This window comes from Pseudomonas sp., from assembly GCF_046581935.1.
Lineage (GTDB): Bacteria > Pseudomonadota > Gammaproteobacteria > Pseudomonadales > Pseudomonadaceae > Aquipseudomonas.
This window is the reverse complement of sequence record NZ_JAYGFK010000001.1, coordinates 255,620-275,947: the sequence shown is the minus strand read 5'-3', so window position 1 is coordinate 275,947 and position 20,328 is coordinate 255,620. Positions and strand designations below refer to the sequence as shown.

At 61.1% G+C, this 20,328-nt stretch carries 17 protein-coding genes and 2 pseudogenes; 15 read left to right on the top strand and 4 right to left on the bottom strand.

Going from position 1 to position 20,328, the window contains the following annotated elements; translation table 11 throughout:
- Positions 1-46 precede the first annotated feature (46 nt).
- Positions 47-156: pseudogene (locus tag VCA57_RS01215) on the top strand (hypothetical protein); the annotation flags it as partial.
- 64 nt (positions 157-220) lie between these two features.
- Positions 221-710: pseudogene (locus VCA57_RS01210) on the top strand (AraC family transcriptional regulator); the annotation flags it as partial.
- Between the two features lie 44 nt (positions 711-754).
- Here the strand turns inward: VCA57_RS01210 and VCA57_RS01205 are convergent.
- From VCA57_RS01205 to VCA57_RS01190, 4 genes are all read right to left on the bottom strand, one after another.
- Complete coding sequence (locus VCA57_RS01205; protein WP_411183128.1) at positions 755-2,581, bottom strand: sigma-54-dependent Fis family transcriptional regulator; 1,827 nt, start codon at positions 2,579-2,581, stop codon at positions 755-757.
- 109 nt (positions 2,582-2,690) lie between these two features.
- Complete coding sequence (locus VCA57_RS01200) at positions 2,691-3,593, bottom strand: transporter (protein WP_411183127.1); 903 nt, start codon at positions 3,591-3,593, stop codon at positions 2,691-2,693.
- A 73-nt stretch (positions 3,594-3,666) separates the two neighbouring features.
- The gene (locus VCA57_RS01195) at positions 3,667-4,791 is read right to left on the bottom strand and encodes an NAD(P)-dependent alcohol dehydrogenase (protein WP_411183126.1); all 1,125 of its coding nucleotides are present in this window, start codon (positions 4,789-4,791) and stop codon (positions 3,667-3,669) included.
- 19 nt (positions 4,792-4,810) lie between these two features.
- Positions 4,811-6,280, bottom strand: coding sequence for a benzaldehyde dehydrogenase (locus tag VCA57_RS01190; RefSeq protein WP_411183125.1), 1,470 nt, complete (start codon positions 6,278-6,280; stop codon positions 4,811-4,813).
- 310 nt (positions 6,281-6,590) lie between these two features.
- Between VCA57_RS01190 and benA the strand changes: the two genes are divergently transcribed.
- From benA to pcaF, 13 genes are all read left to right on the top strand, one after another.
- Entirely contained in the window at positions 6,591-7,952 is a 1,362-nt protein-coding gene (gene benA / locus VCA57_RS01185; protein WP_411183124.1) for a benzoate 1,2-dioxygenase large subunit, read from the top strand.
- A complete protein-coding gene (gene benB, locus VCA57_RS01180) occupies positions 7,953-8,441 on the top strand; it encodes a benzoate 1,2-dioxygenase small subunit (RefSeq protein ID WP_411183123.1) in 489 nt (162 codons plus the stop codon).
- A 92-nt stretch (positions 8,442-8,533) separates the two neighbouring features.
- Positions 8,534-9,544 carry a benzoate 1,2-dioxygenase electron transfer component BenC gene (gene benC / locus VCA57_RS01175; RefSeq protein ID WP_411183122.1) on the top strand — a complete coding sequence of 337 codons (1,011 nt, stop codon included), beginning with the start codon at positions 8,534-8,536 and terminating at the stop codon, positions 9,542-9,544.
- A 94-nt stretch (positions 9,545-9,638) separates the two neighbouring features.
- Entirely contained in the window at positions 9,639-10,403 is a 765-nt protein-coding gene (locus VCA57_RS01170) for a 1,6-dihydroxycyclohexa-2,4-diene-1-carboxylate dehydrogenase (RefSeq protein WP_411183121.1), read from the top strand.
- Between the two features lie 147 nt (positions 10,404-10,550).
- Positions 10,551-11,891: an MFS transporter gene (locus tag VCA57_RS01165; protein ID WP_411183120.1), complete on the top strand. Its 1,341-nt coding sequence runs from the start codon at positions 10,551-10,553 to the stop codon at positions 11,889-11,891.
- Between the two features lie 29 nt (positions 11,892-11,920).
- Positions 11,921-13,042, top strand: a complete 1,122-nt coding sequence (locus VCA57_RS01160) for a muconate cycloisomerase family protein (RefSeq protein ID WP_411183119.1) — start codon at positions 11,921-11,923, stop codon at positions 13,040-13,042.
- 17 nt (positions 13,043-13,059) lie between these two features.
- Entirely contained in the window at positions 13,060-13,350 is a 291-nt protein-coding gene (catC, locus tag VCA57_RS01155) for a muconolactone Delta-isomerase (protein ID WP_411183118.1), read from the top strand.
- 32 nt (positions 13,351-13,382) lie between these two features.
- Positions 13,383-14,324 carry a catechol 1,2-dioxygenase gene (gene catA / locus VCA57_RS01150; protein WP_411183117.1) on the top strand — a complete coding sequence of 314 codons (942 nt, stop codon included), beginning with the start codon at positions 13,383-13,385 and terminating at the stop codon, positions 14,322-14,324.
- Between the two features lie 119 nt (positions 14,325-14,443).
- Complete coding sequence (locus VCA57_RS01145) at positions 14,444-15,670, top strand: benzoate/H(+) symporter BenE family transporter (protein ID WP_411183116.1); 1,227 nt, start codon at positions 14,444-14,446, stop codon at positions 15,668-15,670.
- 128 nt (positions 15,671-15,798) lie between these two features.
- Positions 15,799-17,085 (top strand): OprD family porin, encoded by a 1,287-nt coding sequence (locus VCA57_RS01140; RefSeq protein ID WP_411183115.1) that lies wholly within the window; start codon positions 15,799-15,801, stop codon positions 17,083-17,085.
- Positions 17,086-17,242: 157 nt separating this feature from the next.
- Positions 17,243-18,121, top strand: a complete 879-nt coding sequence (locus VCA57_RS01135; RefSeq protein ID WP_411183114.1) for a CoA transferase subunit A — start codon at positions 17,243-17,245, stop codon at positions 18,119-18,121.
- Positions 18,121-18,903 (top strand): CoA-transferase subunit beta, encoded by a 783-nt coding sequence (locus tag VCA57_RS01130; protein ID WP_411183113.1) that lies wholly within the window; start codon positions 18,121-18,123, stop codon positions 18,901-18,903. The genes VCA57_RS01135 and VCA57_RS01130 overlap by 1 nt, the downstream gene beginning before the upstream one ends.
- Positions 18,900-20,105, top strand: a complete 1,206-nt coding sequence (gene pcaF, locus VCA57_RS01125; RefSeq protein ID WP_411183112.1) for a 3-oxoadipyl-CoA thiolase — start codon at positions 18,900-18,902, stop codon at positions 20,103-20,105. Before VCA57_RS01130 ends, pcaF begins: the two co-directional genes overlap by 4 nt.
- Positions 20,106-20,328: the final 223 nt, after the last annotated feature.

The window sequence follows — 20,328 nt, the reverse complement described above, 5'->3', positions numbered from 1 at the left end:
GCCCGCCGCAATCGAACGTTGGCTTGAATAAGACAAGGATAAGGGCATCTTCCGCTGCAAGCTTGAGATGTTCACCGATTCATGCCTGTTCGATCTGGGGGGCAGCAGATCTTCGAGGGCAACTGGCTGTACCTTGTTCACGAAAGCCAGATTCCCTAGAAGAACGACTTCTTCACCACGACCACGGGCCACCAGTCGATCTTTATCGTGCGGAACACCGCTCGATAAGTTGGAGGGGTTTGTCGGTTTGCTGAATATGGTCTGCCGCGAGGCTGAGGCTGCCGAGTGCATGCAGCTGGTGCAGGAGCACTACGCAAAGATCCTCGTCAGCAAAATTCTCAGCCTGATGAAAACCAATTTACGCCGCGCTGAACTGGGCGGGACATCGGTAACGTTCGAGCTGAGTGCCGACTATATCGAGCGTAACCTCAAGCAGGATATCTTCGGTGAAGAGTTGGCCCTGCAAGCGCAGATGAGTTTGCGTTCGCTCCGCCTGTTCGAGCGCAACGCAAAGATCACCCTAAACACTAAATCCGTTAGAAAACGCCCGAGCAGGTGAGCGCGTGTCTGGGTTATTCGAATTGCAATGTGCACAATGCCAACCGAGTTGGCGATGGACTTCGGTTTCCTGCATTTGGGGCGTTTTTTCGAGAGTTATCGCAACAGCGTTTGGCGAGTTGCCGTCGGATACGCTTAAGCGGCGGTATTGAAGGCCTGAGCTTGCTGTGGCGCAAACTCAGGCTGCTGTAGTGCGTTAATTCCCGGGAGTGCCTTTTATCTTCTTGTATAGCGTGGTGCGCGAGATACCCAACTGGTTAGCGGTCGCCGAGATATTGCCTCGGTTGACGTGCAGGGCCTGCTCAATGGTGCGTTGTTCAGCGGCCTTGAGTGATGCCGCGGGCGGCTCGCCGGGCGTGCCAAAATCTGGCAGATGTTCTGGATGAATTATTTCCCCTGCACCCGCCAATGCGGCGCCCAGACGCAACACCTGCTCCAGTTGGCGGATATTGCCAGGCCAGCGCTGGGCCTGAAGTATTGTCAGGCTGTCGGCATGCAGGTGTCCACCACCAAATCGTCGCAACAAGGTCTCGATCAGGGAATGCAGATCCTCTCGTTCGCACAAGGCTGGCAAGCGAATCTGAATGCCGTTGAGACGGTAATAAAGGTCTTCGCGAAAACTCCGTTCGTTGATTTTCTGCGCCAGATCGCAATGGGTTGCGCTGATGACCTGAATCTCCAGCGGTAGAGTGTCCGAGCTGCCGAGGCGGGTAATCTGGCGTTCTTGGAGGACTCGCAACAGGCGCGTTTGGAGGGCGGCGGGCATGTCGCCGATCTCATCCAGCAGCAGTGTGCCGCCATTGGCTTCTTCGATACGCCCTTTGGCCCCACCACGCCGAGCACCGGTGAAGGTGCCGTCGGTATAACCGAACAATTCAGCCTCGATCAGGCTTTCCGGAATGGCCGAGCAGTTGATCGCGACAAACGGCGCCTCGGCATTGCCCTGATCGTGCAGGGCTCTGGCGAAGACTTCCTTGCCCGTACCGGTCTCGCCTAGCAGCAATACCGGTATACCCGCCTTGAAGGCTTTGTTGGCGGCTACGAATTGTTGATTCAGCGCGGGATCGTCGCCCAGCGGGGAAGCGTGTGGCCTACGGTATTGCACTTGCATGGCAGTTTTTTGCGCAGCAGGCGAGACCGCATGAACATACAGGCAGGAACCGTCGTTGAGCTTGACCAGGCCGGGCGCTGCCTGAAGTGAAGCCGCTGTGGGGTCGTGCTTGAAGAGGAAGTCCCAATGGTGTTGAGGGCCTTCGCTGGGTAGCGCCTGTAGCCCGAGCAGGCGGCGGGCAGTGACGTTTGCTGCATGGATGCGGCCGTTACCGTCCAGTGCCAGCAAGCCTTGCAGAGGGGTGCCGATCATGCGCGGATCGTGTTGCAGGCTGAGAATCTGGTGGCCGCCCAGGCTCGCAAACAGGCGGTTTTCGGTGGCCATGGCGGCAGTTTGTAATTGCTCCAGTAAGGCCCCGGCATTGCGATTGCCAATGCCAGTGATGTCCAGTGCGCCGACCAGTTCACCCTGAATGCCGTACATCGGCACCGATACACAGAAAAACTGTTCGAACTCACTGAGATAATGCTGGCAGCCCCACAAAACAATGGGCTGGTTTTCAACCAGCGTGCAGCTGGGCGCTGTAGTGCCGATGTCCGATTCGTGGACGCGCCGGCCGACGTGTAAAGCGTCGAGAGGGCCGCCTGTGGGTGCGTGGCGCGAGTGGACGATCACACCACTGGCATTAACGCAGAACAGACTCCAGGACTGCCCGCCGAAAATTTGCCAGAGCCGTTCGATCTCCGGTTTGACGCAGGCTGCCAAATGCCGGTCGGCGGCGTCGAGGCTGAACACCGGGATATTGCCATGGGCGAAACGCGGTTCCCATGGACATACCCCGGCATCCCGGGAGCGCTCCCATGAGCGGGCAACCGTAGGCGGCAGCAGATCGGCAGGTAGCGATTCGCCCTCCCACAGGCGGCGGCGAGCACCTTCAAGACGCTGGGAATCCGGCAGCAAATAGGTATCCATCGGTTGACACCTTTGTTGTTATTGAACAAGCAAGGGCCGACCGGGCAGTCACGAGTCGGCCCTTGCTTGTTAATTCAAACGTCCGACAGCGTCAAGTCGACAGGTGCACTCAGTACAGAAACAACGCTCGGAGGTTGACCCCCAGATCCTCGCGAAAGCCGCCTTCAACTTGTGTGTCGTGGGTCAGTTGAGCGCTGAGCTGAACGGTGGGCGCAACCATCTGTTGAACCTCGAGGCGTACCTGTTGAACCGAGGTTTTTTGCCCGAGGTAATTGCCGTCGAGGAACTGTTTGCCCCCAGTACTCGCCGAGTAACCAAGGGCGACGCGCTGGCGCGTGTTGAAGTCGTAGCGCAGGTTGGCCTGCAACTGGTAGGTCGGATCCTGTTCGAGGGTTTGCTTTCCGGAACCGGCGTCATCGTTGTCACCATAGAGCACCGCATCGCCATATAACTCCATAGAGGCCTTGCCCCACAGCGGTTCGACCCAGCCCAGTTGCAGGTCTAATTTGTAGCGGTTTTCGCCAAGGTTCAGCGCGTTCTGTCGGTCATAGCTGCCTATGGGCAGGTAGACCAGCGGCGTGACGCCGAAGTAACGCCCACTGGCGCCCTTGTCCGGCTGATTGATCAGCCAGAATGTCGCTCCGAGAATAGGATCGGCCAGGCCGCTGGCGCTACCCAGCGACTGCCCGCCGATCCGGGCATTGTAGACATGCCCGAAGGGCAGCAGGATTTGCGGGTCGACGGTTATGCCGGCGATTTCAGTGAAGTGGATCAACCGCAGAATGCTGATGTTGGATTTCAGGCTGGTGGCTCGGGAGCTGTTCTGGCCGCCGTCCGGATTGAACTGGTCGGAGCGGCTGAATTGCTGATACCAGGCGGCAACATTGGTGCCGCTGGGCAGTGCGGTGTAGTCGCCGGCGTTGACGTCGACGGCAAGGGCGTTGGCGGACAGCAGTGAACCGGTCAGCAGAACAGCCGAATGCAAGACATGAAGGCGCACAGTAGGTCGCATGAGAGAGATCCTTTGATTTTTGTTATGGGCGTTGTGCGGGCGGAAGGAGGGGCGCTGGCCCCTCCGGGTCTGATCAGCCGCCGATCTTCAATATCGGTTTGAGAGTGATGCCTTTTTCGCTGTCTTCTGCGGCCTGATTGATTTGGTCGAAGGGGTAGAACTTAACCAGCTTGTCGAACGGGAAGCGCCCTTGCAGATACAGGTCTACCAGCTGTGGAATGAACTGCTGCGGCACGCTGTCACCTTCGACAATGCCACGGATGCTCTTGCCGCCGAGCAACAGATCATTGACGTCGAATTCTGCAGTGGTGCCCAGTGGTGGCGCGCCGACGACGCCCACCACACCGAGCCCGCCGAGCGTATCTACAGCCTGGCGCAGTACCTGCGGGCGCCCGGTGGACTCCAGAGCAAAATTGACGCCACCGCCGGTAATTTCGCGGACTGCCGCAACGACGTCGGTGTCACGGCTGTTGATGGCATGCGTCGCGCCGAGTTCCAGGGCGAGCTCCAGGCGCGATGGCACCACGTCGATGGCGATGATGGTGGTCGCGCCGGCCACCTTGGCCGCCAGTACGGCCGATAGACCTACGGCGCCTGCACCAAAAGCGGCGAAGCGGCTGCCCGGAGTAACTTTCAGCGAGTTGATCACCGCACCGGCGCCGGTCTGAATACCGCAACCCAACGGGCCGAGCAGTTCCAGTGGGGCTGCCTTGGAAACCTTGACCGCATTGTTCTCGCGACTCAGGGCGAACGTCGCGAACGACGATTGGGCGAAGAAGTGGTCGTGCAACGGTTCGCCGTTGGCGTCTTCCAGGGCGCAATGGCCATGGGGGTCGGTACCGCTGAAGTTGCGCGCGAAAAATTCCTGGCAATAGGCGGCGTGGCCACCACCGCAAGGCAGGCAGTGCCCGCAGTAGCCGTAGGTGAGAACGACATGGTCACCGATTTCCAGGCCGCGTACCAACGGTCCCACCGCTTCGACCACGCCGGAACCTTCGTGACCGAGTACCGCAGGCAGCGGTACGGGATAGTACTGATCGCGGACGATCATGTCGGTGTGGCACATGCCGGTGGCAACCACGCGGACCAGCACTTCATCGCCCTGAGGCTCGCGAATGCGTGCGGATTCGATGACGAACGGCGCCCCTTGGGTGCGGGTAACGGCAGCTTTGATGTCGCGAAAGATGGTAGTGCTCATTGTTATTGTTCTCCGGTATTTACAGGGGGTACGCAGGGGCTTCGCCTTTGAGGGTAAGCCATTGCCATTGTGTGAACTCTTCCCAGTTCGCGGCACCGCCGATACTGGTGCCATTGCCCGATGCGCCGACGCCGCCAAAGGGGTTGATCACATCATCGTTCACGGTCTGATCGTTGATGTGCAACAGGCCGGTGCGCAGGCTTTCGCCGAGCTTGAGAGCGCGGCCAACGTCTTTGGAAATGATTGCAGCCGACAGCCCGTACTCGGTGTCATTGGCGAGGCGGATCGCGTCTTCGTCGGTGTCGAACGGCACCACCACGGCCACTGGGCCGAACACTTCCTCATGGAACGCCGGGTTGTCCGGTTGTACATCGCTGAGGACAGTCGCCTGGTAAAACAGCCCGTCATAGGCTCCGCCGACTTCCAGTCGGGCGCCGGCCTGTTGCGCTGCCTGTACAACACGCGCCACATGATCGCGCTGCTGGGCATTGATCAGTGGGCCTAGGTGTACTGCGTCTTGTGCCGGGTCGCCGACCGTCAGGCTCGCGGCCTTGGTGACCAGTCGGTCGAGGAAGCGCTGATAAATTCCGCGCTGTACCAGCAACCGTCCGGTGGACATGCAGATTTGGCCCTGATGCAAATACACGCCCCAGGTGGCGTTGGCCAAGGCGATATCGAGGTCGGCGTCATCGAGCACAATCAGTGAGTTCTTGCCGCCAAGTTCCAGGGATACCTTCTTCAGGTTTCGTCCAGCTGCTTCACCGACTTTGCGCCCGGCGCCGGTCGAACCGGTGAATTGGATCATGGCGATGTTCGGCTCGGCCACCAACGCCGCGCCGGCTTCACTAGCACCCGGAAGGACATGCAAGGCGCCGCAGGGCAAGCCGGCCAGCTCGAACAGACGGGCGATGACAAAACCGCCACAAACCGCCGTGCGCGGATCAGGTTTGAGCAGTACGCTGTTGCCGACAGCCAGAGCCGGGGCGACCGCTCGCATGGCCAGATACAGCGGGAAGTTGAACGGTGAAATCACCCCAATCACTCCCAAGGGACGTCGGCGTGCGAGGCTCAAACGGCCGGGTGTGGAGGGTAATACTTCGCCCTGACTGCGCGATGGCAGCGCCGAGCTTTCGTGCAAGGCTTTGATCGTCAGTCCGGTTTCAAAGGCCGCCTTGGCGCGGGTCGAACCGCTTTCACGAACGATCCAGTCGGCGATTTCGTCGAAGTGCTGCTCGGCGATTTGTGCTGCTCGGCGCAGCACCGTTGCACGTTCGTCGTAAGGGCGGTTGAACCAGTCGTTCTGTACGCCACGGGCGGTCAGGCTGGCACTGTTGACGGTTTCGGCGTTGGCTAGGGCCACCTTACCGAGGATCTTGCCGGTGGCCGGTTCGATCACTGCGCTGGTAGCCTGCGGGCCTTTTTCCCAGGTGCCACTGAACAGGCGTTCATTCCAGAGATCGGGGGGCAGCAGCGTTGACGTCTCGTTCATGGGTCATCCTCGTGATTCGGGGCTTTTTGGAATGCAGCGTTTGACTCGCTGTGAAAGCCGAACAGCACGAGCTGTGCCAACTCCGTAAATACAAGCTTTTGATGCTCTGGAATGTGCAGTTTATGAACAGTTGGGCGGCGGGCTGTTCAATTGATGAACAGTTTCGTTTGAGCGTCTTTGTTAATGCCTGCTGTTGCAGTGAGAAGGGGCAATGCACAAAGCGGATAGAGGTCTGCACAAAGTGGATATTGCCGTGGCGGGGAGGGTCCTAATCTGGGCTGGCCTGAACAATAACAACGGAGCCATGGCGATGAACCTGGGACTCGACTACCTGAACGGCCTGCTGCAAGAAGATAAAGATCAGGGCATTTTCCGCTGCAAGCGGGAGATGTTCACCGACCCGCGCCTGTTTGATTTGGAGATGCAGCAGATCTTCGAAGGCAACTGGTTGTACCTGGCCCACAACAGCCAAATCCCGCAGAACAACGACTACTACACCACCTACATGGGGCGTCAGCCGGTTTTTATCGCGCGCAACAAGGACGGTGTACTGAATGCCTTTATCAATGCCTGCAGCCATCGCGGTGCCATGCTCTGCCGCTTCAAGAGCGGCAACAAGGCCACCTATACCTGCCCGTTCCATGGTTGGACCTTCAACAACAGCGGCAAGCTGCTCAAGGTCAAGGACCCCAAGGAAGCCGGCTACCCGGATAGCTTCGACTGCGACGGCTCTCATGACCTGAAGAAGATCGCCCGTTTCGAGTCCTACCGTGGCTTCCTGTTTGGCAGCCTGAGCGACGATGTCGTGCCACTGGAAGATTTTCTCGGCGAGTCGCGCAAGATCATCGACATGATCTGTGATCAGTCCGCCGAGGGTCTGGAAGTGCTGCGCGGTTCCAGTACCTACGTTTACGAAGGCAATTGGAAGTTGCAGGCCGAGAACGGTGCCGACGGCTACCATGTCACCGCCGTGCACTGGAACTACGCCGCCACCCAGCAGCAGCGCAAACTCAAAGAAGCGGGCGACGACATTCGCGCGATGAGTGCAGGCGGCTGGGGTAAGAAGGGCGGTGGTTTTTACTCCTTCGAGAACGGCCACCTGCTGCTATGGACCCGTTGGGACAACCCTGAGGACCGCCCGCTGTTCGCCGAGCGCGAGCGTTTGGCTGGCGAGTTCGGCGAGGCGCGTGCCGACTGGATGATCGGCAATTCACGCAACCTGTGCCTGTACCCCAATCTGTACCTGATGGACCAGTTCGGCTCGCAGCTGCGCGTGGCCCGGCCGCTGTCGGTGGATAAGACCGAAGTGACCATCTACTGCATCGCGCCGAAAGGCGAGGCTGCCTCCGCCCGTGCCCGGCGCATCCGCCAGTACGAAGACTTCTTCAATGTTTCCGGCATGGCCACTCCCGATGACCTGGAAGAATTCCGCGCCTGCCAGCAGGGCTTTGCCGGCCGCGCCATGGAATGGAACGATATGTCGCGAGGGGCCAAGCACTGGGTCGACGGTGCCGATGAATCGGCCCAGGAAATCGATCTGCATCCGCTGATGAGCGGTGTGCGCACGGAGGACGAAGGCCTGTTCGTATTGCAGCACCACTACTGGCAACAGCAGATGATCAAGGCGCTGCACAAGCAGCAGGACCAGCTGATCCATGTGGAGGGCGCGTAAATGAGCCTTTCCTATGACGCCGTGCGCGACTTCCTCTACCGCGAAGCGCGCTACTTAGACGACAAGCATTGGGACGAGTGGCTGGAGCTGTATGCCCCGGACGTAGAGTTCTGGATGCCGGCCTGGGATGACCGCGACGAGCTGGTGGAAAATCCACAGACGGAAATCTCGCTGATCTGGTACGGCAACCGCAGCGGCCTGGAAGACCGGGTGTTCCGCATCCGTACCGAGCGCTCCAGCGCGACCATTCCGGACACCCGCACCTCGCACAACATCAACAACATCGAGATCGTCGAGCAGGCCGACGGCCTGTGCCAGGTGCGCTTCAATTGGCACACCCTGAGCTTTCGCTACAAGACCGTCGATCACTTCTACGGCAGTAGCTTCTACACCCTCGATACGCGTGGCGAGAACCCGCTGATCAAGGCCAAAAAGGTCGTGCTGAAGAACGACTACGTACGGCAGATCATCGACGTCTACCACATCTGAATCCGTTGCAGAGCAGCCGGTGGGAGGCATGGCTTCCCGCCTAGGGCCTCTGCGCGCCGCTATCGGCCAGAACTACTTTCGCGAGGTGTGCCATGAGCCACAAGATCGCCCTTAATTTCGAAGACGGGGTTACCCGCTTTATTGACGCCAAGCTCGGCGAAACTGTGGCCGACGCGGCCTATCGCCAGGGCATCAACATTCCGTTGGATTGCCGCGACGGCGCCTGCGGTGCCTGCAAATGTTTCGCCGAAGCCGGCCAGTACGACCTTGGTGAGGAGTACATTGAGGACGCCTTGAGCGAGGCCGAAGCCGAGCAGGGCTACGTGCTGACCTGCCAGATGCGCGCCGAGAGTGATTGCGTGGTCCGCGTACCGGCGTCCAGCGAGGTGTGTAAGACCCAGCAGGCCAGCTTCGAGGCGGCGATCAGCGCGGTGCACCAGCTGTCCGACAGCACCATCGCGCTGTCGATCAAGGGCGAGGCGCTTAATCAGCTGGCGTTCCTGCCGGGCCAGTACGTCAACCTCAAGGTGCCGGGCAGCGAACAGAGCCGTGCCTACTCGTTCAGCAGCCTGCCCAAGGACGGCGAAGTCAGCTTCCTGATCCGCAACGTGCCGGGTGGCTTGATGAGCAGCTTCCTCACCAACCTGGCGAAAACTGGCGACAGCATAAGCCTGGCCGGCCCGCTGGGTAGCTTCTATCTGCGCGAGATCAAGCGGCCCTTGCTGCTGCTGGCGGGCGGTACGGGCCTGGCACCCTTTACCGCGATGCTGGAGAAGATCGCCGCCGAGGGTAGCCAGCATCCGCTGCACCTGATCTACGGGGTGACCAACGACTTTGATCTGGTGGAAATGGACCGGCTCGAGGCCCTGGCCGCGCGAATCCCCAACTTTACCTACAGCGCCTGCGTGGCCAACCCGGATAGCAGCTATCCGCACAAGGGTTACGTCACCCAGCACATCGAACCCAAGCACCTCAACGACGGCGAAGTGGACATCTACCTGTGCGGCCCGCCGCCGATGGTCGAGGTGGTCAGCGGCTACATCCGCGAGCAGGGCATCAGCCCGGCCAATTTCTACTACGAGAAGTTCGCTGCTAGCGCCTAGGTGCAAGGGTGACAGTCTTAGCCCGGATGAAATCCGGGGGAATCCGCCAAACAGCCCAGGATTGCATCCGGGCTAAGGGATTGAGGTCGGCAATATGAACAAGCGTTTTCAAGACAAGGTCGCCGTGGTCACCGGTGCCGCCCAAGGCATCGGCCGCCGCGTCGCCGAGCGGCTGCTGGAGGAGGGCGCGCAGGTGCTGGCGGTGGACCGCTCCGAGTTGGTCTTCGAGCTGGCTGAGCATAAAGGCGCGCTGTGCCTGACCGCCGACCTGGAGCAAGCCGCCGATTGCCAGCGGGTGATGCAGGCTGCGGTCGAACGCTTCGGCCGCCTAGACATCCTGATCAACAACGTTGGCGGTACCATCTGGGCCAAGCCGTTCGAGCATTACGCCACCGAGCAGATCGAGGCCGAGGTGCGCCGCTCGCTGTTCCCAACGTTGTGGTGCTGCCACGCCGCCCTGCCGCAAATGCTGGCGCAGGGCAGTGGCGCCATCGTCAACGTCTCCTCCATCGCCACCCGTGGGGTCAACCGCGTGCCCTACGGCGCGGCCAAGGGCGGGGTGAATGCACTCACCGCCTGCCTGGCGTTCGAGACCGCCGAACGTGGCATTAGGGTCAATGCCACCGCCCCAGGCGGTACCGATGCGCCGCCACGGCGTATCCCACGTAACAGCGCCGAACCGAGCGTGGACGAGCAGCGCTGGTATCAACAGATTGTCGATCAGACCGTGCACAGCAGCCTGATGAAGCGCTACGGCACGATTGACGAACAGGTCGGCGCGATCCTGTTTCTCGCCTCCGACGAAGCCTCCTACATCACCGGCGTGACCCTGCCAGTGGGTGGCGGTGACCAGGGATAACCGGGGTTCGTAGGATGGGTTGAGGCATAGGCGATACCCATCATATCGGTCGATGGGTATCGCTGTGCTCAACCTGCGCGGCCCGCCCAATCCTACCCAGCGCAAACACCGCAGTTCATAACAAAAACAACAGAGAGAACCCATGCCATGCGACAGATAGACGTCCACCAAATCATCGACACCGCGCGCTTTAACCGCTTTCACTGGATGGTCATGGCGCTCTGCGCGCTGTTGTTGATCTTCGACGGCTACGACCTGTTTATTTACGGCGTGGTGCTGCCGTCGATCATGCAGGAGTGGGGCCTGACCCCGCTGCAGGCTGGCGCGCTTGGCAGCTACGCGCTGTTCGGCATGATGTTCGGTGCCCTGGCTTTCGGCACCCTGGCCGACAAGATCGGCCGCAAGAAGGGCATCGCCATCTGCTTTGCGCTGTTTTCCAGCGCCACCATCATTAATGGTTTCGCCAGCAACCCCACCGAATTCGGCATCTGCCGATTTCTCGCTGGTCTCGGTTGCGGCGGCCTGATGCCCAACGCCGTGGCGCTGATGAGTGAATATGCCCCCAAGCGGCTGCGCAGCACTCTGGTGGCCATCATGTTCAGCGGTTATTCGGTGGGTGGCATGCTCGCTGCCGGCGTGGGTATCTACATGCTGCCGCGTTTCGGCTGGGAGTCGATGTTCTTCGCCGCCGCCATTCCGCTGCTGCTGTTGCCGCTGATCATCTGGAAGCTGCCGGAGTCGGTGGGTTTTTTGGTGCGCCAGGGGCGCCACGAGCAGGCCCGTGCGGTGTTGCAGAAAATCCAGCCGGGCCTACAGCTTGACGCTGCCGACCAACTGCAGATGAGTGATAGCAAAGGCCGGGGCGTGGCGGTGTTCGAGCTGTTCCGTGATGGCCGCGGGCTACGCACCCTGTGCCTGTGGTTGGCGTTCTTCTGCTGCCTGCTGATGGTCTACGCGCTGGGCTCGTGGCTACCCAAACTGATGGCTAACGCCGGCTACAGTCTGGGTTCGAGCCTATCGTTCCTCCTGGCGTTGAATTTTGGCGGCATGGCCGGGGCGATCCTTGGCGGCTGGCTGGGCGACCGCTTCGACTTGAACAAGGTGATGGTGGCGTTCTTTGTTACCGCCGCCGTGTCGATCAGCTTGCTCGGCTTTGAGAGCCCGACGCCGATACTTTATGGCCTGATCTTTATCGCCGGGGCCACCACCATCGGCACGCAGATCCTGCTGTACGCCGGTGCCGCGCAGTTCTACGGCTTGTCGATCCGTTCCACTGGTCTGGGTTGGGCCTCGGGCATCGGCCGTAACGGCGCCATTGTCGGTCCGCTGCTGGGCGGCGCGCTGATGGGCATCAACCTGCCGCTGCAATTGAACTTCCTCGTCTTCGCCGTACCCGGCGCCATTGCTGCCATCGCCATGACCGTGTTTGCCATCAGCGCCAAGCGCCGGCAGAGCGCGCCCATGGCGCTGAACGTGGCCAAGGCCTGACGCCTTTTATCGCAACAGGGAACCCTGAAATGAGCCAAATCCTGATTGAAAGTGTGGCAGCGAGCATCGTCGACCTGCCGACCATCCGCCCGCACAAGCTGGCGATGCACACCATGCAGAAGCAGACCTTGGTGGTGATCCGCGTGCGTTGCAGTGACGGCTTCGAAGGCATCGGTGAGTCGACCACCATCGGTGGCCTGGCCTATGGCAACGAGAGCCCGGAGAGCATCAAGCAGAACATCGACAGCCACCTCGGCCCGCTGCTGGTCGGTCAGGATGCGGCCAATATCAATGCCGCTATGCTGCGCCTGGACAAGGCGGCCAAGGGTAACACCTTCGCCAAGTCCGGCCTGGAAAGCGCGCTGCTGGATGCCCAGGGTAAGCGCCTCAGCCTTCCCGTCAGCGAGCTGCTAGGCGGCCGCGTGCGTGACAGCCTGGAAGTGGCCTGGACTCTGGCCAGTGGCGACACCGCCCGCGATATCGCTGAAGCCGAGCAGATGCTCGGCCTGCGCCGCCACCGCATCTTCAAACTGAAGATCGGTGCCAACCCGGTTGAGCAGGATCTCAAGCATGTAATTGCCATCAAGCGGGCGTTAGGTGACAGCGCCAGTGTGCGTGTGGACGTCAACCAGGGCTGGGACGAGTCGCAGGCCATCCGCGCTTGCCAGGTGCTGGGCGACAACGGTATCGATCTGATCGAACAGCCTATTGCGCGGATCAACCGGGCAGGGCAAGTGCGCCTCAATCAGCGCAGCCCGGCACCGATCATGGCCGACGAATCGATTGAAAGCGTGGAAGACGCCTTCAGCCTGGCGGCCGACGGCGCAGCCAGCATCTTCGCCCTGAAGATCGCCAAGAACGGTGGCCTACGGGCCGTGCTACGTACGGCGGCAATTGCCGAAGCGGCGGGTATCGCGCTGTACGGCGGCACCATGCTCGAAGGCGCGATAGGCACCCTGGCCTCGGCTCATGCCTTCGTCACCCTGCGCCAGCTGACCTGGGGCACCGAGTTGTTCGGCCCGCTGCTGCTGACCGAGGAAATCGTCAGCGAGGCTCCGGTTTACCGCGACTTTGCCCTGCAGGTGCCGCGTACCCCTGGCCTCGGCCTGACCCTAGACGAAGAGCGCCTGGCGTTCTTCGCCCGCAAGTGACCAAAGAGGTAACCAGCATGCTGTTCCACGTAAAAATGACCGTAAAACTGCCGGCCGACATGCCCCCAGCGCAAGCTGCCCAGCTCAAGGCCGACGAGAAGGAACTGGCCCAGGGGCTGATGCGCGAAGGCAAGTGGCGCCACCTGTGGCGCATCGCCGGGCACTACGCCAACTACAGCGTGTTCGATGTGGTCAGCGTCGAGGCCCTGCACGACACCCTGCTGCAGCTGCCGCTGTTCCCCTACATGGATATCGAAATTGACGGCGTCTGCCGCCATCCCTCGTCGATCCGTGACGACGACCGTTGATTAACCCTAGAACAAAAATCGAGGACACCACCATGACCGTTAAAGTTAGCCACACTAGCGAAATCCAGAATCTGTTCAACGAAGCTGCCGGCCTTAACAACGACCAGGGCAGCCCACGGGTCAAGCAGATCATGCTGCGCCTTATCAATGACGCGGCCAAGCTCATCGAAGACCTGGAAATCACCGACGACGAGTTCTGGCACGCGGTGGATTACCTCAACCGCCTGGGCGGGCGCAACGAAGCCGGCCTGTTGGTGCCGGGCCTGGGCCTGGAGCACTTCCTCGACATCTTGCAGGATGCCAAGGATGCTCAGATTGGCCTCAGCGGCGGCACCCCGCGTACCATCGAAGGCCCGCTCTACGTGGCCGGTGCACCAGTTTGCGAAGGCGAGGCGCGGATGGATGATGGCACTGAACTGGACCAGGCCACCGTGATGTTCCTCGAAGGCGTGGTGCGTGACACCGACGGTCAGCCGGTTGCTGGCGCGGTCGTCGACCTGTGGCATGCAAATACCCAGGGCAACTATTCCTACTTTGACCAGAGCCAGAGCGCCTACAACCTGCGCCGCCGTATCGTCACCGACAGCGAGGGCCGCTATCGCGCGCGCAGCATCGTGCCGAGTGGCTACGGCTGCTCGCCTGACGGCCCGACCCAGGAGTGCCTAAACCTGCTCGGCCGCCACGGTCAGCGTCCGGCGCATATCCACTTCTTTATCTCTGCGCCGGGCCATCGGCACCTGACCACCCAGATCAACCTGGATGGCGAGCAGTACCTGTGGGACGATTTCGCCTATGCCACCCGTGATGGCCTGGTTGGCGATATCCAGTTTATCGAGGATGCCGCTGCGGCCCGTGATCGCGGTGTCGAGGGCAGTCGCTTCGCCACGCTGCAATTCAACTTCCAGCTGCAGCAGGCCCCGGCTCCCGCGGCCGAGCAGCGCAGCGGCCGTCCGCGGGCTTTGCAGGGTGCTTAAGCAGTCCAAGTTTTGCTCTGCCAATCGTCTTCTGTTCGCGGGAGACGATTGGGGTGAGGCCGCACATCGAACAACAAGAGCGTTTCCCAAGGAACGCCAGCTAGACCTTGCGAGGGATCATGAAAGCCTTGTGCAAAGACTTCAGCCTATCCGCTCTGGTGGCCGGTTTTATCGCCACCGTCATCTCTTACGCGGGACCGCTGGTGATCATCTTTCAGGCCGCCGAAAGCGCCGGTCTATCCCATGCCCTGGTGGCATCCTGGGTGTGGGCCATTTCCATTGGCAGCGCCGTGCTCGGCATCGGTCTGAGTCTGCGTTACCGGGTGCCCATCGTGATCGCCTGGTCGGCACCAGGCTCGGCACTGCTGGTGTCGCTGTTGCCGCAGATCAGCCTGAACGAGGCGGTCGGTGCCTATATCGTGGCCAACCTGATCATTCTGCTGGTGGGCCTGTCCGGCACCTTTGACCGCATTATCGGCAAGGTGCCCGGTGCTATTGCTGCGGCTATGCTCGCCGGAATCCTGTTCAGCTTCGGTGCCCAACTGTTTCTGTCGATTGATGAGCAGCCGACCCTGGTGCTGGCGATGTTCGCCACCTACCTGCTGGTCAAACGCCTGGCTCCGCGTTATGCCGTGATGGTGGTGCTGCTGGTCGGTACCCTGATTACCCTGGCCAGCGGCCAACTACGTCAGGATGCGCTGGTGTTCGAACTGGCCATGCCGCAATGGATCAGCCCCGAGTTCAGCCTGGCGGCGACCCTCAATATCGCTTTGCCGCTGGTGCTGGTGGCGCTTACCGGGCAGTTCGTGCCGGGCATGGCGGTGCTGCGTGCCGCCGGCTATCAGACGCCAGCAAGTCCTATCATCAGCGCCAGCGCCCTGGGCAGCCTTTTTTTGGCACCGTTTGCTTGCCATGGGCTGAATCTGGCAGCGATCACTGCAGCCATCTGCACCAGCCGCGAGGCGCATGAAGACCCGCGCAAGCGCTATGTCTCGGCGGTGGTCGGTGGCGTGGTTTACCTGCTGTTCGGTCTGTTCGGCGCGACTCTGGTGTCGCTGTTCGCCGCCTTCCCTCAGGCGCTGATTGCCTCCCTGGCGGGCCTAGCGTTGTTCGGTGCAATAGGTAGTGCGCTGGCCAATGCCATGGGGCAGCCGGCTGACCGCGAGGCGGCGCTGATCACCTTTCTGGTCAGCGCTTCGGGCATGAGTTTTCTCGGTCTGTCCGCCGCCTTCTGGGGTTTGTTGTTCGGCATTGCCGCGCACCTGCTGCTGAGCTGGCACCCGTCTCCACGCCGAGCGGCCCCATCCAACAAACCTGTGGATCCGGCCGCTGAGCCCAAGTCCTGAGCAATTCAATTCCCCTTTGTGCGCGGCCCTGAAAGCCGCCACCTAACCCCCACCACGCCTTGCAGCACCGGCCCGCCAAGCGCGCTGGGGTGGGTTTGTGCAACCTGAAATAACAATAAGAGCCCGTTATGAACCCTATCTGCAGCATTTCTCTTCGTTTCTTACCGCTGGCTATCGCGGGCGCGATTCCTGGCCTGACCAACGCCGCCGACGGCGGTTTTATCGATGGCAGCACGGCGACCCTGAACGCGCGCAACTACTACTTCAGTCGTGATTTTTCCGACATCGTTGGGCCGAATCAGCAGTCCAGGGCAGAGGAGTGGGCCCAGGGCTTTATCCTCAACTTCAAGTCCGGATACACCGAGGGTCCGGTGGGTTTTGGCGTGGACGCCATCGGCCTGCTCGGGATCAAACTCGACAGCGGTCGCGGGCGGGTCAACAGCGGCCTGCTGCCGCTGCAGGAAGATGGTGAGGCAGCTGATGACTACAGCCGCTTGGGCCTGACCGGCAAGGTGCGTATCTCCAAGACCGAGCTGAAACTCGGCGAGCTACAGCCGAACCTGCCGGTGTTGGCGTTTTCCGATATCCGTCTGCTGCCGCCGAGCTATCAGGGGCTCAGCGTCACCTCTAACGAGATCGCCGGGTTGACCCTGCAAGCCGGCCACCTTAACTCCACCAGCCTGCGCAACGAGTCCGGCGACGACAAAATGCTGGCTATGCTCGGCCACCTGCCGCAGCGCGGCGCGGTCAGTGATGCCTTCAACTATACCGGCGGCGACTACGCCTTTAATGCCGCGCGCAGCACTGCCAGCGTCTGGTACGGCCAGCTGGAGGATATCTACAACCAGCGTTTTCTCGGTCTCAAACACAGCCAGTCGCTGGGTGCTTGGACCCTAGGCGCCAACCTCGGTTACTACGATGCCCAGGAGGACGGCGAGCGCCTGCTCGGCGATATCGACAACCAGGCGTTGTTTGCCCTGTTGTCGGTCAAGCACGGCGGCCACACCCTCTACTTGGGCTACCAGGCCATGTATGGCGACAGCGCCTTTCCACGGGTGTTCGCCAACATCACGCCGCTGGGCAACGAGGTGCCGACCTACGAGTTCGCCTCGGCTGACGAGCGCTCCTGGCAGGTGCGTTATGACTACGACTTCAGTGCCATCGGCGTGCCCGGTCTGGTTGCCGGGGTGCGCTATATCCGTGGTGACAACGTCGATGCCCAGGCCACCAACCGTGGCGGCTCACGTTTTGATGGCAAGGACTTTGAGCGCGACCTGGATATTGGCTATGTAGTGCAGAGCGGAACGCTCAAAGGCCTCGGCGTGCGCATGCGCAACGTCGTCGCGCGCTCCAACTACCGCAGCGATATCGACGAGAACCGGCTGATTTTTAATTACAGCTGGAACCTGCTTTAAACCTGGCGGGCCGGGCTTTGTGCCCGGCCTTAGCTGAACGCGATAGTTGTGTTCGATAAACGAACCAATAGTCGATTATCGGATTGTTTGGCCTCGGACCTGGCGGTAACGTCTGCTCACCGGCGTAGTAACGCCACGACACCATACGAGAATCCCCATGGCTGAAATCCTCTCCCTGCGCGAAGCCATCCAGCGCTTCGTCCACGACGGCGACAGCATCGCCCTCGAAGGCTTCACCCACCTGATCCCCACGGCGGCGTCCCACGAAATCATCCGTCAGGGCCGCAAGGATCTAACCCTTATCCGCATGACCCCAGACCTGGTCTACGACCTGTTGATTGGTGCCGGTTGTGCCAAGAAGTTGGTGTTCTCTTGGGGCGGCAACCCCGGTGTAGGCTCGCTGCATCGCCTGCGTGACGCGGTGGAGAAGGGCTGGCCGCAGCCGCTGGCGATCAGCGAGCACAGCCACGCTGCCATGGCCAATGCTTATGTGGCCGGTGCTTCCGGTCTGCCGTTTGCGGTGCTGCGCGGCTATCAGGGGTCGGATCTGCTCAAGGTCAACCCGGATATCAAGTTCATCCAGTGTCCGTTCACCGGTGAGCAACTAGCCGCCGTACCTAGCGTGCGCCCAGATGTCACGGTGATCCACGCGCAGAAGGCCGATCGTAAGGGCAACGTGCTGATTCAGGGCATTCTCGGTGTACAGAAAGAGGCTGCCCTGGCTGCCAAGCGCTGCATCGTCACCGTCGAGGAAATCGTCGACGAGTTGAATGCACCGATGAACGCCTGCGTATTGCCCGGTTGGGCACTGACCGCTGTGTGCCTGGTGCCGGGCGGGGCGCATCCGTCCTACGCCCATGGCTACTACGAGCGCGATAACCGCTTCTACCAGGCTTGGGACCCGATTGCCCGTGACCGCGAAACGTTCACCGCCTGGATCGACACCTATATTCGTGGTACCGCCGACTTTGCCGCCTACCAAGCTCTTATTTCTCAAACCAAGACGGCCCAAGCCAATACAGCGGAGGCCAAATAATGAGCGCCTACAGCACCAATGAAATGATGACCGTGGCCGCATCGCGTCGTCTCGGCAACAGCGACGTAACCTTCGTCGGCATCGGCCTGCCATCCAAGGCCGCCAACCTCGCACGCTTGACCCACGCCCCTGACGTGACGCTGATCTACGAGTCCGGGCCGATTGGTGCCAAACCCACCGTGCTGCCGCTGTCCATCGGCGACGGTGAGCTGGCTGAAACGGCCGACACCGTGGTGCCGACTGGCGAAATCTTCCGTTATTGGCTGCAGGGCGGGCGAATCGACGTCGGCTTCCTCGGCGCGGCTCAAGTCGACAAGTACGGCAATATCAACACCACCGTGATTGGTGACTACCACAACCCGAAAGTGCGTTTACCAGGTGCCGGTGGCGCGCCGGAGATCGCCGGTTCGGCGAAGAAGGTGTTCATTATTCTTAAGCAGGGCCACCGCACCTTCGTCGATAAGCTGGCCTTTATCACTTCGGTTGGCCATGGCGAAGGCGGTGATCACCGCCAGCAGCTGGGCCTGCCGGGTGCTGGCCCGGTGGCGATCATTACCGACCTGTGCATCATGGAACCGGAAGCCGGCAGCAAAGAGTTTGTGGTGACATCGGTCCACCCAGGCGTTAGCCGCGAGCAAATCATTGCCGCAACTGGCTGGCAGATTCGCTTCGCCGAGCAGGTGACTGAGACTGAAGCGCCTCAGGCCTTTGAGTTGGAAGCATTGCGTGCCCTGGAAGCGCGTACCGCTGCCGCCCACGGCCAAGCCGGAGGTGAGGAATGAGCCGCGAAGTATTTATCTGCGACGCCATTCGCACGCCCATCGGTCGTCTCAACGGCGGGTTGTCGGCGGTGCGTGCCGACGACCTGGCGGCGATTCCGCTGCGTGCGCTGATCGAGCGTAACCCGCAACTCGATCCGGCAGCTGTCGAAGAAGTGTTTATGGGCTGCGCCAACCAGTCTGGCGAAGACAACCGCAACGTTGCACGCATGGCGTTGCTGCTCGCCGGCCTACCGGCCAGCGTGCCGGGCGTGACGTTGAACCGCCTGTGTGCCTCGGGTATGGAGGCAGTGGGCGCGGCATACCGCGCGATAGCCTCGGGTGAGATGGAGCTGGCGATTGCCGCCGGCGTCGAATCGATGACCCGCGCGCCCTATGTGCTGGGCAAGGCTGACAGCGCCTTCGGTCGCGCGCAGAAACTGGAAGACACCACCATGGGTTGGCGTTTCATCAACCCGGCGCTGAAAGAGCAATACGGCGCCGAGCCGATGCCGGTGACAGGTGACAACGTCGCCGAAGACTATGGCGTCAGCCGTGCCGACCAGGATGCCTTCGCCCTGCGCAGCCAGCAGCGCGCCGCCGCCGCCCAGGAAGCCGGTTACTACGCCGAGGAAATCGTCCCGGTGCTGATCAAAACCAAGAAGGGCGAGTTCATCGTCGATACCGACGAGCATCCGCGTGCCGATACCAATGCTGAAGGTTTGGCCAAGCTCAAACCGGTTAATGGCGCAGACAAAACGGTTACCGCCGGTAATGCCTCGGGCCTGAATGACGGCGCCTCGGCGATGATTCTAGCCAGCGCCGAAGCGGTGCAGAAGTTCGGCCTCAAAGCTCGCGCCAAGGTGTTGGGCATGGCCAGCGGTGGCGTGCTACCGCGCGTTATGGGCATCGGTCCGGTGCCGGCGGTGCGTAAGCTGTTGGCGCGCCTTGATCTGGATATCCAAGCCTTCGACGTGATTGAGCTGAACGAGGCGTTTGCCGCACAAGGCTTGGCGGTCACTCGCGAACTGGGCCTGGCCGATGACAGCAGCCAGGTCAACCCGAATGGCGGTGCCATCGCTCTCGGTCATCCGTTGGGCATGAGCGGTAACCGCCTGGTGCTGACCGCAGTACATCAACTGGAGAAAACTGGCGGCCGCTACGGTTTGGCGACCATGTGCGTCGGCGTCGGTCAGGGTTTAGCGCTGGCTATCGAACGCGTGTGATTGACGCTGTGGGAGGTTTTTTAGCAGCACGATGGTTGTAGCTTCGTGGCTAAAAAACTTCCCATCTCGCCGCCCATACCGTGCGTAGCCCGGATGAAAGCCGCGAGAGACTGCCGCGTAGGATGGGTTGAGCGCAGCGATACCCATGCCGCCATGACAAGCGCTGGATTCATCACGCCAGTGCTGCGAACCTAGGCTGTAATCACGCGCCTTTGGGAATACA